This is a genomic window from Limnochorda sp. (genome assembly GCF_047459355.1).
GTDB lineage: Bacteria > Bacillota > Limnochordia > Limnochordales > Limnochordaceae > Limnochorda.
In genome coordinates, this window is record NZ_VSCV01000011.1 from 14,489 (window position 1) to 28,147 (window position 13,659).

The following is a 13,659-nucleotide window of genomic DNA, read 5'->3' on the forward strand; positions in this document are numbered from 1 at the left end:
GCCTTCTCCCTACTGGCCTTCCACATGCTCGTCGCCCGGCCGCCAGCCGGCCCCGCAGAGGCCACCCGACTGAAGGGCCTGGAGCACCCGCAGGGTCTCCTCCACGCTCCGCCCCACCGCGTCCTCGTGGATCACCTCGTAGCGGACGATCCCCTCGGGGTCGATGATGAAGAGTCCCCGCAGGGCTGTCCCCGTTACCTCGTCCAGCACGCCGTAGCTGCGGGCAACTTGGTGGGTGGGGTCGCTGGCCAGGGGGTAGTTGATGGGGCCCAGCCCCTCCAACTCCCCGTCCCGAGGGGTCTTGATCCAGGCCCTGTGGACGTAGACCGAATCGACGCTGCAGCCCAGGACGTCGCAGTTGAGCGCCTGGAACTCTTCGTAGCGCTCGCTGAGAGCCCGGATCTCAGTGGGGCAGACGAAGGTAAAATCGGCTGGGTAAAAGAAGAAGACCAGCCATCGGCCCCGGTAATCTTGGAGGCGAACGGGCTCGTTCAGCTGCTCCAAGTTCTTGGTGCTGGCCATCTCGAAGACAGGCGCGGGCTTCCCTACCAGGGTCATGCTGCGATCCCTCCCAAAGCCTCGTGCCCGGAGGGCCCTCGGGCATGCCCGGAGCGTCCTTCGGGGTCTCCGCCGGGGTCGTCGGGTGCCGGCCGTAATGAAGCATCCCCCACGGCCTGGGCCCTATGAAGGGTTCCAAGGGAGGGGCTGGCAGGTGCTGCCAGCCCCGCGGGGCGGTGGGGGAGGGCTCAGAAGGGAGGCTGACCATGGAACGCATCTTCCGCGACGATGTGGCCCGGGAGATGGCGGGCCACGATTTTCTTACCATCGCCGATCTCTCCAGCGAGCAGTTCCAGCGGCTGATCGACGCGGCCCAGGTTCTGAAGCAGGCCCGGCGGGCCCCTTGGACGCGCCGGCTGCTGGAGGGGCGGACCTTGGCCATGATCTTCGCCAAGCCGTCCACCCGGACCCGGGTCAGCTTTGAGGTGGCCATGTACGAGCTTGGGGGGTACGCCCTCTTCCTCAACCCCCAAGACCTCCAGCTGGGCCGGGGCGAGACGGTGGCCGACACGGCCCGGGTCCTTTCCCGGATGGTGGACGGGATCCTCATCCGGACCTTCGAGCAGGCGGAGGTGGAGGAGCTGGCCCGCCATGCGACGGTGCCGGTCATCAACGGGCTGACCAACACCTTCCACCCCACCCAGGCCGTGGCCGATCTCCTCACCCTCCGGGAGCACAAGGGCGATCTGCACCGGCTGGTGGTTACCTACGTGGGCGACGGGAACAACGTGGCCCACTCCCTCATGCTGGGCGCTGCCCGGGTAGGGATGGAGCTGCGGGTCTGCACGCCGCCCGAGCTGGCGCCCGATCCGGAGGTGGTCCGCATGGCCCAGCAGAAGGCGGAGGAGACGGGGGCCCGCATCCTCCTCTGTCACGACCCCGCCGAGGCGGTGGACGGGGTGGATGCGGTCTACACCGATGTCTGGGCGAGCATGGGCCAGGAAGGCGAGCGGGAGCGCCGGCTGGAACTGCTCCGGCCCTACCAGGTGAACCAGGAGCTCCTGAGCCGGGCCCGGCCGGGCGCGGTGGTCCTCCACTGCCTGCCCGCCCACCGGAACGAGGAGATCACCGATGAGGTGATGGACGGGCCCCAGTCGGTGGTCTTCGACCAGGCGGAGAACCGGCTCCACGCCCAGAAGGCGATTCTCACCCTCTTCCTGGGCACCGAGCCCGTCTAAGGGGTGCCCGGCCCCGAGAGGGCCCCGGTGGGCGGGAAGGGGCGAGCCTTCCCGCCTGCCGGGCCGGAGGCCCTCGAATTTGGGGAAAGCTCCGCGTGGACCGTCACCAATCGGCCTGGAAGTGTGTATCCCCTCGTTAGAAGGGGATGGCACGCACCCCTTTGAGGGGGGAGGGCGGTTGGAGGAGCCGGTCTTTGTGGGGGGGCGATACGGTCGACGGTATCATCGGGCCCGGTGCCCGCTCCTTTCGCGGGCGGAACGCCGGGTGTTGCCCCGGTCCCAGGCGGAGGCCGAGGGCTACGATCCTTGCGGGTACTGCTTCCGTTTCCCCATCTCCTGCCTTGCGCTCCACTGTGAAGAGAACGACGGCAGCGGGCGCTGCCAGCTCCAGACGTCCCCCCGGCCCGGGTTGACGGTCCTCGGCTGCGGCAAGTTCCGCCTCCGCCGGCCCCGGGGCGGGGAGCGCCGCTTCGCGTAGGCCCTGTCCTTGCACGCCGCCGGGGCGGAGGGTATGATGGCCTCCGAGATCGGCGGGTGGAGGGATGTGGGTGGCCCGGCAGGCCTCGGTGGGCACGGCTGGTCCCAGGCCGGCCCCCGGTGACCAGATCGAGCTTGAGGTGGTGGATCTCAACCACTCGGGCGAGGGGGTGGGCCGGCACCAGGGCTTCGTCCTCTTCGTGCCGGGGGCCCTGCCGGGCGAGCGGGTGACCGTGGTGGTGGAGGCGGTCCAGGCCCGGTACGGCCGGGCCCGCCTGCTGGAGGTGCGCGAGCCCTCGCCGGATCGGGTGGCGCCCGCCTGCCCCGTGGCCAGCCTCTGCGGGGGCTGCCAGCTCCAGCACCTGAGCTACCCGGCCGAGCTCGCCTGGAAGCGGCGGCGGGTGGAGGCGGCCCTGGAGCGGGTGGGGCGGCTGGGGGCGGTGTCGGTGGAGCCCGTCTGGGGCATGCCCGCCGACCCCTGGCGGTACCGGAACAAGGCCCAGTTCCCCGTGGGGCGGAGGGGCGGGCAGGTGGTGGTGGGCTTCTTCCGAAGGGGGAGCCACCAGATCGTCCCCGCCGAAGACTGCCTCATCCAAAGCGAGGCGGTGGTCCGGGCGGCCCAGCTGGCCCGCCGTCTGGCCCAGGAGGCGGGCCTCGTCCCCTATGATGCGACGACCCATGAGGGGGACCTGCGGCACCTGGTGGTCCGGGAGGCGGTCGATCCGGCCCAGCTCTTGCTCGCCTTGGTCACCCGGACCCCCGAGCCCGTTCCCGAGGCGGTGATCCAAGGGCTGGTGGAGGGGCTGCCCCAGCTGGTGGGCATCGTTCAGAACGTCCAGCCTGAGCGGACCAACCGGATCCTGGGCCCGGAGGAGCGGCTCCTCTGGGGCCGGCCCTACCTGGAGGAACGCCTCGGGCCCTTCCGTTTCCGCCTGGGTGTCCAGTCCTTCTTCCAGGTGAACCGGGTCCAGGCCGAGCGCCTCTACCGGCTTGCGGTGGAGCTGGCCGATCCCACCCCCGACGACACGGTGCTCGACGGCTACTGCGGTGTGGGCGGCATCACCCTCTTTTTGGCCCAGCGGGCCGGTCTGGTCTGGGGGGTGGAGGAGAACCCCCAGGCGGTGGCCGACGCCCGGGCCAACGCGCAGCGGAACGGCGTCCCCAACGCCCGGTTCGCCGCGGCCCGGCTGGAGGCGTGGCTCCCCCGTCGGGTGGCGGCAGGCTTCCGCCCCCGGGTGGCCGTGGTCGACCCGCCCCGGAGCGGGGTCCGGCCTGAAGCCCTGGAGGCCCTGGCGGCGGCTGAGGTGGAGCGGCTGGTCTACGTCTCCTGCAACCCCGAAACCCTCGCCCGGGACCTGGCCCACCTGGTGACCCGGGGCTACCGGGTGGTCCACGTGCAGCCGGTGGACATGTTCCCCCGGACCGCGCACGTGGAGGTGGTCGCCCTCCTCCAAAGGGCCCCCGCCTAGCCAGGACCTTCTCCCGTCCACGGGGAAAGAAGAACGAGACCCACTCGTCGTTGGGATTGGGCCCCTGGCTGATGGGTGCGAAGCGCGGGACGAGCGGTGCGGCCCGTGGCTGGCGCGCCCGTCAGATCCGCGAGGAGGCGAAGGCTGTGCCGGTGCAGCACGTGGTCTTGGTGGTGGGCGATCTCCTCGCCTTCCTTCTCTTCGGCGCCCTGGGGCGGGCGAGCCACGGGCTGGAGGTGAGCCTGGGGACGGCTGTCGGGGCGGCCTCCCCCTTCGCCCTGGCCTGGCTGGGGATGGGCCTGCTCCTGGGCACCCTCCGGCCGGAGCGGGCTGCCCGGCCCCTGGAGGCCATCAAATGGGCTTGGCTCACCTGGGGGGGTGCCTGGCCTGTGGGCCTCCTGCTCCGGAGCTGGATCCTCCAGCGGCCCATCGTCTGGACCTTCGCGCTGGTGGTCTTGGGCACCAACCTGGTCATCCTGGGCCTGTGGCGGGCGGCGTACGGGTGGCTGGCCGGCCGCCAGGGGTGGGCCCGGGCCGCCACCGCCGGCCGCCCCCGGTAAAGGAGGGGACCTGCCCGGAAGCGAAACCCTGAGCCAAGAACCCTTTGGGACGGGATCAGGGTGCGGGCACGAGACGTCATGCAGTATCCGGCGGTGGTGGTGGAGAGCCGGGCGCCGGTCCTCTACGCCATCGGCCTGCTCGATCAGAGCGGCTACGCGCAGCTCCCCGTGGTCCAAGACGGGGAGCTGGTGGGCACCTTTGTCGCCGCCGATGTCCGCCACCTCTACTGGGAGGTGGCGGAAAAAGAGGGCGAGATCGACCTCCGGGTAGAGCTGGCCCGGCGGAGCGTGGGCCAGGTCTGCAGCCCGCCCCTGCCGGTGGTGGAGCCCGACCGGAGCCTGAGCGGGCTCCTCCGCCTCCTGGATGAGCACCACGCGGTCCTGGTGGCCTGCGACGAGGGGTACGGCATCGTCACCTCCATGGACCTGGTGGTCCAGGTCCGCCCGGCCATCATCCTCGATGAGCTGGAGGATGAGCTGCGGGCCTTCCTTACCCGGGAGCTGGCCCGCACCGGCCCGGACTGGTGGGAGCGGCGGGTGCCCACCCCGGTCCGGAAGCGGTGTGAGTCCCGCCGCCAGGATGAGCTGGCCGGGCTCCCCGCCGCCCTGGCCCAAGTGGAGCAAGAGACCCCTCTTCTGGAGTACGCCAGTTTCGGCGACTACCTGGCCATCATCTTGGAGGACCGGAACTGGCAAGAGCTCTTCCAGCCCATCTTCCGCTCCAAGGAGTGGGTGATGCGCCGCTTCACCGACCTCCGGGAGCTCCGCAACCGGGTGGCCCACAACCGGAAGCTCGATCCGGACCGGTGCGAGCTGCTGGATGTGTACGCCGGCGAGTTTCTCGCTGCCATCCGGGGTGAACCCCTCCGCTAGCCGCCCGGCGGCGCCGATGGGGGCCAACCCGGCTCCGCCAGGGGCCAGAGGTGGTTGGTGGGGCCGTGGCCTTCGCCGATGGCGGGCGCGGTCTCGATGGCCCGGGTGACGAAGGTTTTGGCCAGCTGGATGGCCTCCAGCACCGGCCGGCCCTGGGCGAGGAAGGCGGTGATGGCCGCCGCGAAGGTGCAGCCCGTGCCATGGGTCCGGGTGGTCTCCATCCGGGGCGCCCGCAACTCGTGGAAGCTCTGGCCGTCGTAGACCACATCGACCGCCACCGGCCCCGGCCGGTGGCCGCCTTTCATCACCACCCAGGCGGGCCCCAGGTCGTGGAGCCGCCGGGCCGCCTCCCGCACCGCCTCGGGGGTCTCGAGGCGCAGGCCCGTCAGGGCTTCGGCCTCCGGTAGGTTGGGGGTGATGACCGTGGCCAGAGGCAGGAGCAGGCGGATCACCGCCTCCCGGGCCTCGGGCGCGAGGAGGGGAGCGCCCCCCTTAGCCACCATCACCGGGTCCACCACCAGGGGCGACAGCCCGTGAGCCCGCACCCCGTCCGCCACCGCCTCCACCACCCCGGCGTTGGCCAGCATCCCGGTCTTGGCCGCGTCGGCCCCGATGTCGCCCAAGACCGAGTCCATCTGCTGCCGGACCAGCTCCGGGTCCAGGGCGGAGGACGCCTGGACGCCCAGGGTGTTCTGCGCGGTGATGGCGGTCACCACCGACATGCCGTAGCACCTCAGCACAGTGAAGGTCTTGAGATCGGCCTGGATCCCAGCCCCGCCGCCCGAGTCGGAGCCGGCGATGGTGAGGGCGATGGGGGGCCGGGCGTCCCCCTCGGTGGGCGGGCCTTCCCGGCCCTTGGGCGGGAGGTGCAGCGTCAGCTCGCCCCCGGGATCCCCCGGGGGAGGCGCGGGAACCATGATCACCCCTCCTTACGTCGGCACGTTGGACGAGGGAACGGCATCGGGCCGGTGGACCCAGCCAGTGGCGGCCAGGGGCTCCTCCCGCCCGTCCCGCACCAGGGTGATGCCTGCCTCAGGCGGGGTCACCTCCCCCAGGGTGTGGAGGGCCAGCCCCGCTTCGGCCAGGGCCTGCTGCACCCGGTCTTCCACCGCCGGATCGTAGGTGAAGAGGAGCTCGTAATCCTCCCCGCCGCCCAGGGCCCAGGCCCAGGGGTCCTGGTCCAGCAGGCGGGCCACCACCTGGGCCTCGGGCGCGATGGGGACCTGGTCGGCCCAGAGGCGGAAGCCCACGCCCGATTCGCGGGCCAGGTGGTGCACCTCCGAGGCCAGCCCGTCGCTCACATCCATCATGGCCCGCACCCCTCGGGAGGCGGCCAGGAGCTGGCCGGCCCGCACCCGGGGCTCGGGCTCCCGGTGGGCCCGGAGGCAGGCCTCCACCGCCCGGGCGTCCGGGGGAGGGAGCGCCCGGAGGGGGCCGGGGTGTGCCAGGAGCCAGGCCAGCCCCGCGGCGGAGGCGCCCAGGGGGGCCGTCACCCCCACCCGATCGCCGGGCTGGGCGCCGCTCCGCAAGAGGGGCTGCCCGGGGCCGGGCACGCCCAGGATGGCCACGTCGATGAAGAGGCGTTCAGGGCTGGTCACCGTGTCGCCACCCACCACCTGGACGCCGTGATCCCGGGCCAGACGAAGGAGGCCGTCGTAGAGTGCTTCCACGAAGGCCTCATCGAGGCCCGGCCGGAGGCCCAGGGTGATGAGGGCGAAGAGGGGCCGGCCCCCCATGCTGCCGATGTCGCTCAAGTTGACCGCCAGCGCCTTCCAGCCCAGCTGGCGGGGGTCCATCAGGTCCAGGCGGAAGTGGATCCCCTCCACCAGGGCGTCGGAGCTGGCCAGCAGGCTGCCCCCCGGCAGGGTGAGGACGGCGGTGTCGTCCCCGATGCCCCGGAGGACGCCAGGACCCGGCGGCCCCACCTGGCGGCGGATGCGGGCGATCAGATCGAACTCAGCGGGCATCAGGCCTCGCCCCTCTCGGCTTGGATGAGCCCGGCCAGCTCCGCGGCCGCGGCCCGGACATCCTCGGCGGCCACCACCGCCGAGACCACCCCCAGCCCGGCCACCCCCGTGGCCAGAACCTGGCGCGCGTTGCCGGCGTGGATCCCGCCGATGGCGACCACGGGGATCTGGACCGCCTGGACCAGCCGGGCCAGCTCGTCCAGACCCATGGGCTCCCGGTACGCTTTGGTGGGGGTGGCGAAGATGGCCCGAGTGCCCAGGTAGTCCGCGCCCTCCTCCTGGGCGGCCACCCCTTGCTCCACCGTCTCGGCGGTGATCCCGATGAGCAGGTGAGGCCCCGCCAGACGCCGGGCTTCCGCCAAAGGCAGGTCCTCCTGGCCCAGGTGCACGCCGTCGGCTTCGACGGCCAGGGCGATGTCCAGGCGGTCATTCACCACGAAGAGGGCGCCCGCTTCCCGGGTCAGCTGGCGGAGCTCCCGGCCCACCCGGTAGAGCTCCCGGCTGCTCCAGTCTTTCCCCCGAAGCTGAATCGCGGTCGCCCCGCCCTCCAGGGCCGCCCGGACCACCTCCACCTCCGAGCGGCCCCGGGCGAGGGCCCGGTCGGTCACCACGTAGAGCCGGAGCCGGTTGGGATCCAGCGGGCGCAAGGAGGAGGCCCGGCCGCTCTCGCCGGCCATCTAAGCCACCCTCCTCAGCCGCGCCCCTTGGGCCAGCTGGGCGGGGGTGAGGCCGTGGAGGCTGTCCAGAAGACGAGCCTGCAGCGTGCCCGGGCCCTGGGCTTCCTGGGCGGCCTGCTCGGCGGCCAGGCCGAAGGCGGCCAGGGCGGCCGCGGTCGCTTCCAAGGGGTTGGGATGGACAGCCACGAAGGCGGCCACCACCGACGTGGCCATGCAGCCCGTGCCCGTCACCAGCTGGAGCCACGGGTGGCCATTCTCCACCGCCAGGACCGCCCGGCCGTCGCTCACCCAGTCGGTGGCGCCGGTGGCCGCCGCCACCAGCTGCCGCTCCTGGGCCAAGGTGCGGACCAGGGTGGCCACGTCCCCCGCCTGGACCCCGTCCACCCCCCTGACCGTCGCCTCGCCGCCGGCCAGGATGGCCACCTCCGCCCCGTTGCCCCGGAGGACGGTGACCGGCAGCCGGTCCAGGAGGCGCTGGACCGTCTCCGTCCGGTAGGCGGTGGCGCCCGCGCCCACCGGGTCGAGGATGATGGGCACCCCCGCCTCCGCCGCCGCCTCGCCGGCCAGGAGCATGGCCTCCACCTGCTCCCGGGAGAGGGTTCCGATGTTCAGGACCAGGGCCCGGGCCGCCCGGGCCATCTCGGCCACCTCTTCAGGCGCGTGGGCCATCACGGGCGAGGCGCCGATGGCCAAGGTGGCGTTGGCGGTGGTGTTGGTGACAACCAGGTTGGTGATGTGGTGGATCAGAGGCCGTTCTTGCCGAAGGCGTTCCAGGATGGCGGCCGCTGTCGCCAGCAGGCCGGTGGGAGAAGAGCTCACTGGGATTCCCTCCTGCAGAGGGGGGCCGTCTGCCACCCAGACGGCGGGGAGGGAAAAACCGATGGAAGCCGTCCCTGCGCTGGCATGACCCAGATCAGGTTCCAAGGGTTGGGTGATTCCCTCTCAGCCCCGAAGGGCACCCCCCGGCTTGGCCGGCCACGGGGCCGGCTTAGGGGTATGGTAGTCCGATCCGGCGGGGGCGTCAACCGGCACCCCCGACCCGGGATCCGTGGCCGGCAGGGCTGACCGGGAGAGGGAGCTGGTCCGGGGGGCTTGGGCGGGCCCGCTCCCAGGCAGGAGGGCTCTTTCGCGAGAAGAACCATTCCCGTGCGGTCCTGGCGAAGGAGGTTCCCTGTGGAAGCAGCCTTTCTCCTGGCATCGGTCAACGCGCTCATCAACGCCGCCAGCGCCGTGGTCATCGTCCGGGCCCGGCGGGCCATCGCCGGCCGGGACACCCCGACGCACCGGCGGCTCATGCTGCTGGCCACCTTCCTGCAGGCGATCTTCCTGGTTCTGTACCTGGCCAAGTCGGCCCTTTTCGGCACTACCCCCTTCGTGGGCGACGGGACCCTGCGGCTGGTCTACCTGGTCATCCTCGGCCTCCACACCCTGGCGGCCACCGTGGGCGCGCCCTTGGTGCTGATCACGCTCATTCTCGGCCTCCGCCACCGCTACCCGAAGCACCGGGCCTTCGGCCGGTGGGCCTACCCCGTCTGGCTCTTCGTCTCGGTGACCGGCCCCCTCACCTACCTGATGCTCTACGGCCTGGGCCGGCCGGGGTACGGGCTCCAGGCCCTGGGGCTCCTCTAGGTCCGGGCCTTCTCGAGACGGGCGCGCGCCGCGTCACCCGAACCGGGAGCCTTGGGCAGGAGGTGGCCTGGCGGCCCTTTTCGGGGGAGGGGAAGGGGCGGCCCGGCGGAGCAGGAAAGGGTGACCAGTGGACCCTTGACACCGGTCCGCGCGGTGTTATACTGGGTCGGGAAGAAAGGCAACTATTTCACTCGGGATTACCCTGCCGCTTCCGGTGGCGGGGAGCGGACGGAAAGGTGGACCGGACTTGGCTGTCACTCTCCAGGTCGAGGATCTACACGTCGCAGTGGAAGGGAACGAGATTCTGAAGGGTGTCTCCCTGGAGGTCCGGGGCGGCGAGCTCCATGCGCTCATGGGCCCCAACGGCTCCGGGAAGACCACCTTGGCCTTTGCCCTGATGGGCCACCCGCACTACGAGATTACCCAGGGCCGCGTCCTCTTCAACGGTGAGGACCTGCTGGAGATGGGTCCCGATGAGCGGGCCCGGGCTGGGCTTTTCCTCTCCTTCCAGTACCCGGCCGAGGTCTCGGGGGTCACCGTGGCCAACTTCATCAAGCAGGCCATGAACGCGGTGCGGGGGCCCGGCAACGAGATTTCTCTCCTCGACTTCCAGAAGAAGATGCTGGAGAAGCTCGAGCTTCTCGAGATGGATGAGAGCTTCGCCGGCCGCTACCTGAACGAGGGCTTCTCGGGCGGCGAGAAGAAGCGCAACGAAATCCTCCAGCTCCTCATGCTCGAGCCCAAGATGGCCATTCTGGACGAGACCGACTCGGGGCTCGACATCGACGCGCTCAAGGTGGTCGCCAGGGGCGTCAACGCGCTCCGGGGGCCCGAGTTCGGCGCTTTGGTGATCACTCACTACCAGCGGATCCTCCACCACCTCAAGCCCGATGTGGTCCACGTCATGATGAACGGCCGCATTGTCCGGTCCGGCGGGCCGGAGCTGGCTGAGGAGCTGGAGGCCAAGGGCTACGAGTGGCTGCGTCAGGAGGTTGGGGCGTAACCATGGCCGATGTCAGCACCCAGGCGGCCATCACCCGCGAGCAGGTGGCCGCCCTGTCGGAGATGCGGCGGGAGCCCGGCTGGCTCCGGGAGCGCCGCCTGCAGGCCTGGGAAGCCTTCGAGCGCCACGAGTGGCCCCGGGGCCGGTGGACCCGTCTGGATGATCTGCCCCTGGCGGGCTATTCGGTCAACAGCAAGGCCCAGGCCAACGGTAACGTGGGCTTGAGCCCCGCCACCCGGGAGGCGGCCTTGGAGGCGGTCAACCCCTTCCTGGGCGGAGAGCAGGAGCTGGCGGGCGTGCTGGTCCACGTGGGGAGCGAAGTGGCCCGCCACACGCTGGATGAGGCCCTGGCCCGGCAAGGGGTGCTCCTCCTGGAGATGGACCAGGCGGTCCACGAGGCCGAGGCGATCCTGAAGGAGTATTTCATGACCCGGGCCGTGACGCCGGACCAGGGCAAGCTGGAGGCCCTCCACGGGGCCCTCTGGGCGGGCGGGCGGCTCATCTACGTCCCCCAAGGGGTTGAGGTGCAGCTTCCCATCCAGCTCTTCCAGCACGCCCTCGACGGTGACGCCTACCTCTTCCCCCACACCCTGGTGGTCGCGGAGCCCAACAGCCGGGTGACGGTGGTGGAGGGGGCCACCTCTCAGGACAGCCAGGAGCGGCTCCACCTGGGGGTCGTGGAGGTGATCGTCCGCCAGGGGGCGAGCGTCACCTTCGCCACCTTCCAGGATTGGGGCCGGCAAACCACGAACATCACCCTGAGGCGCGCCTGGCTCGAGCAGGATGCCCAGGTCCACTGGAGCGTGGGTGAGTTTGGCGGCCAGCGGACCATCTCCCGCTTCGAGACCCGCCTCGACGGCCAGGGGAGCCAGGCCCGGCACCTGCTGGTCTTCTTCGGCAACGGCGACCAGTACATGGACCTGTTTACCTTTGTGGACCACTGGGGCCGCATGTCGCAGGCGGAGATGCTGGGCCGGGGCGTGTTGACCGACCGGGCGCGCAGCATCTACCAGGGGAAGAGCTACATCCGGCGAGGGGCCAAGGGGGCCGACTCCCAGCAGCACGAGGACAACCTGCTTCTGAGCGCCGAGGCCCGGGCCGACGCGGAGCCCAGTGTCTACGTGGACGAGGACGACGTGAAGGCAGGGCACGGGGCCACCTCCGGCCAAGTGGATGAGGAGCAGGTCTTCTACCTGCGGAGCCGGGGGCTGACGGAGAAGCAGGCGATCGGGATGATCGTGCAAGGCTTCTTCGACCCCTTGCTCCAGGAGATCCCGGTGGAGGCAGCCCGCGAGAGCGTGGCCCGGCTCATCGCCAAGCGGCTTGAGTAGTCCAGGCGAGATGGCCGCGCGCAGGGCGTGCCCGACGGGTGCGCCCTGCGCGGCGCGTTTGGGGCCAAGTTCGGATACCCTGAGACCGTGGGGAGGCTGGTGGGTATGGACGCCAGAGCGGTGAGGCGGCACTTTCCCATCCTCAACCAGGAGGTGAACGGGCGTCCCCTGGTCTACCTGGACTCGGCGGCCACCTCCCAGAAGCCTCTGGCCGTCATCGAGGCGGTGGACCGCTACTACCGGGAACAGAACGCCAACGTGCACCGGGGGCTCCACACCCTCTCGGAACGGGCGACCCAGGCCCTCGAGGAGGCCCGGGCCAAAGTGGCCCGCTTCATCAACGCGCGGGAGCCGGCGGAGATCATCTTCGTCCGGAACGCCACCGAGGCCATCAACCTGGTGGCCTACAGTTACGGGGCCCGCCTCCGGGAGGGGGACGAGATCCTCCTCACCCCCATGGAGCACCACAGCAACCTCATCCCCTGGCAGCTGGCCGCCCGCCGGAGCGGCGCCCGCCTCCGCTACATCCCCATGAACCCCGACGGGACCCTGGATGTGACCGACCTGGACCGCCTCATCACCCCCAAGACCCGGCTGGTCGCCCTGACCCACGTCTCCAACGTGCTGGGCACCATCAACCCCGTGGCCGAGATCGTCCAGGCTGCCCACCGGGAGGGGGTGCCCGTCCTGGTGGACGGGGCCCAAAGCGTCCCCCACATGCCCGTGGACGTGCAGGCCCTGGACTGCGACTTCCTAGCTGTCTCGGGCCACAAGATGCTGGCCCCCATGGGGATCGGGTTCCTCTACGGGAAGCGGGAGCTCCTGGAGGGCATGGAGCCCTTCCTGGCCGGGGGTGAGATGATCGCCGAGGTGGATCTGGAGCGGGCCACCTGGGCCGAGCTCCCCCACAAGTTTGAGGCGGGCACCCCTGATGTGGCCGGCGCGGTGGGTCTGGCGGCGGCCATCGACTTCCTGAATGATCTGGGTATGGAGGCGGTCTTTCAGCACGAGCAGGAGCTGGTCCGCTACGCCCTGAACGTTCTCCGGGAGGTGGACGGGGTGACCATCTACGGTCCCGAGCCCCCCCGGGGCGGGGTGATCGCCTTCAACGTGGAGGGGATCCACCCCCACGATCTCTCCACGGTGCTGGATCAGGAAGGGATCGCCATCCGGGTGGGCCACCACTGCGCCCAGCCCCTCACGGAGGCGCTGGGCGTGCCCGCCACCGCCCGGGCCAGCTTCTACGTCTACACGCTGCCCGAGGAGATTGATGCGCTCGCGCGGGGAATCGAGCGAGCAAAGGAGTTTTTCGCCCATGGGATCAGACGCTAACCCCTTGGAAGCCCTCTACCGGGAGGTCATCCTCCAGCACTACCAGCACCCCCGGAACAAGGGGCGCATGGAGGATGCCGCGGCCACCATCCGCCTGACCAACCCCTCCTGCGGTGACCGGATCGAGCTCTTTCTCAAGACCAGCCCCGACGGCCGGGTGGAGGGGATCACCTACGAGGGGCAGGGCTGTTCCATCAGCCAGGCGTCCGCGTCCATGATGACCGAGCGGATCCGGGGGCTCTCCCTGGATGAGGCCCTGGAGCTGGCCGAGCGCTTCCACCAAATGCTCCGGGGGGATGCGGAGGCGGCCAAGGACGAGCGGCTGGGTGATCTGGTCGCCCTGCAGGGGGTGAGCAAGTTCCCCGTCCGGGTGAAGTGCGCCGCGCTCGCCTGGGAGGCGTTGGAGCGGAGCATCGAGCAGGTCCGGTCGCCCCAGAGCTGAGCCGCCCGCGCCTGGGGGCAGGGCCGGCCGCGCGCTGGGGCGCCGCGGTTGCCAGTTCGTGCCAGGGAAGGGCCGTCCCGGGCCCGGCTCCGGGACGTTTGTCCTTGCCCTGGGGGAAGATCCTCCCTCGAACCTCGCCATTTGGGTCTGAGATAATGGGGTT

Annotated in this window: 15 protein-coding genes and 1 riboswitch; of the genes, 10 read left to right on the forward strand and 5 right to left on the reverse strand. The window is 70.9% G+C overall.

The features are described from left to right. Positions 1-9: 9 nt before the first annotated feature. Positions 10-558 (reverse strand): peroxiredoxin, encoded by a 549-nt coding sequence (locus FWJ67_RS05640; RefSeq protein WP_304174652.1) that lies wholly within the window; start codon positions 556-558, stop codon positions 10-12. Positions 559-764: 206 nt separating this feature from the next. On the opposite strand from FWJ67_RS05640, the gene argF reads away from it, so the two are divergent. The 5 genes from argF (at position 765) to FWJ67_RS05665 (ending at position 5,115) form a co-directional block, all read left to right on the forward strand. After that, on the forward strand, positions 765-1,736 hold the full coding sequence (gene argF, locus FWJ67_RS05645) for an ornithine carbamoyltransferase (protein WP_414482093.1): 972 nt from the start codon (positions 765-767) through the stop codon (positions 1,734-1,736). A 178-nt stretch (positions 1,737-1,914) separates the two neighbouring features. Further along, complete coding sequence (locus tag FWJ67_RS05650; protein WP_414482623.1) at positions 1,915-2,214, forward strand: hypothetical protein; 300 nt, start codon at positions 1,915-1,917, stop codon at positions 2,212-2,214. Between the two features lie 70 nt (positions 2,215-2,284). Beyond that, on the forward strand, positions 2,285-3,682 hold the full coding sequence (gene rlmD / locus FWJ67_RS05655; RefSeq protein ID WP_414482624.1) for a 23S rRNA (uracil(1939)-C(5))-methyltransferase RlmD: 1,398 nt from the start codon (positions 2,285-2,287) through the stop codon (positions 3,680-3,682). 146 nt (positions 3,683-3,828) lie between these two features. Then, entirely contained in the window at positions 3,829-4,242 is a 414-nt protein-coding gene (locus FWJ67_RS05660; RefSeq protein WP_304174661.1) for a DUF3054 domain-containing protein, read from the forward strand. A gap of 60 nt (positions 4,243-4,302) precedes the next feature. Beyond that, a complete protein-coding gene (locus FWJ67_RS05665) occupies positions 4,303-5,115 on the forward strand; it encodes a CBS domain-containing protein (protein ID WP_414482092.1) in 813 nt (270 codons plus the stop codon). Here the strand turns inward: FWJ67_RS05665 and thiD are convergent. Genes thiD through thiM form a run of 4 tightly spaced genes read right to left on the reverse strand, consistent with a single transcriptional unit; the run spans position 5,112 to position 8,578 of the window. Continuing rightward, positions 5,112-6,032, reverse strand: a complete 921-nt coding sequence (thiD, locus tag FWJ67_RS05670; RefSeq protein ID WP_304174666.1) for a bifunctional hydroxymethylpyrimidine kinase/phosphomethylpyrimidine kinase — start codon at positions 6,030-6,032, stop codon at positions 5,112-5,114. The two genes, FWJ67_RS05665 and thiD, sit on opposite strands and share 4 nt — an antisense overlap. A gap of 12 nt (positions 6,033-6,044) precedes the next feature. Then, positions 6,045-7,082 (reverse strand): thiamine-phosphate kinase, encoded by a 1,038-nt coding sequence (gene thiL / locus FWJ67_RS05675; protein WP_304174668.1) that lies wholly within the window; start codon positions 7,080-7,082, stop codon positions 6,045-6,047. Then, positions 7,082-7,759, reverse strand: a complete 678-nt coding sequence (gene thiE, locus FWJ67_RS05680; protein ID WP_304174670.1) for a thiamine phosphate synthase — start codon at positions 7,757-7,759, stop codon at positions 7,082-7,084. The genes thiL and thiE overlap by 1 nt, the downstream gene beginning before the upstream one ends. Continuing rightward, entirely contained in the window at positions 7,760-8,578 is an 819-nt protein-coding gene (gene thiM / locus FWJ67_RS05685; protein WP_414482091.1) for a hydroxyethylthiazole kinase, read from the reverse strand. 54 nt (positions 8,579-8,632) lie between these two features. Continuing rightward, a riboswitch (TPP riboswitch) is annotated at positions 8,633-8,732 on the reverse strand. A 200-nt stretch (positions 8,733-8,932) separates the two neighbouring features. On the opposite strand from thiM, the gene FWJ67_RS05690 reads away from it, so the two are divergent. The 5 genes from FWJ67_RS05690 (at position 8,933) to sufU (ending at position 13,496) form a co-directional block, all read left to right on the forward strand. Further along, positions 8,933-9,388 (forward strand): DUF420 domain-containing protein, encoded by a 456-nt coding sequence (locus tag FWJ67_RS05690; protein WP_304174674.1) that lies wholly within the window; start codon positions 8,933-8,935, stop codon positions 9,386-9,388. 247 nt (positions 9,389-9,635) lie between these two features. Beyond that, positions 9,636-10,391 (forward strand): Fe-S cluster assembly ATPase SufC, encoded by a 756-nt coding sequence (gene sufC, locus FWJ67_RS05695; RefSeq protein WP_304174676.1) that lies wholly within the window; start codon positions 9,636-9,638, stop codon positions 10,389-10,391. Between the two features lie 2 nt (positions 10,392-10,393). Continuing rightward, the gene (gene sufD / locus FWJ67_RS05700) at positions 10,394-11,722 is read left to right on the forward strand and encodes a Fe-S cluster assembly protein SufD (protein ID WP_304174678.1); all 1,329 of its coding nucleotides are present in this window, start codon (positions 10,394-10,396) and stop codon (positions 11,720-11,722) included. A gap of 105 nt (positions 11,723-11,827) precedes the next feature. Further along, a complete protein-coding gene (locus FWJ67_RS05705) occupies positions 11,828-13,054 on the forward strand; it encodes a cysteine desulfurase (protein ID WP_304174680.1) in 1,227 nt (408 codons plus the stop codon). Then, positions 13,038-13,496, forward strand: a complete 459-nt coding sequence (sufU, locus tag FWJ67_RS05710; RefSeq protein ID WP_304174682.1) for a Fe-S cluster assembly sulfur transfer protein SufU — start codon at positions 13,038-13,040, stop codon at positions 13,494-13,496. Before FWJ67_RS05705 ends, sufU begins: the two co-directional genes overlap by 17 nt. Positions 13,497-13,659 lie beyond the last annotated feature (163 nt).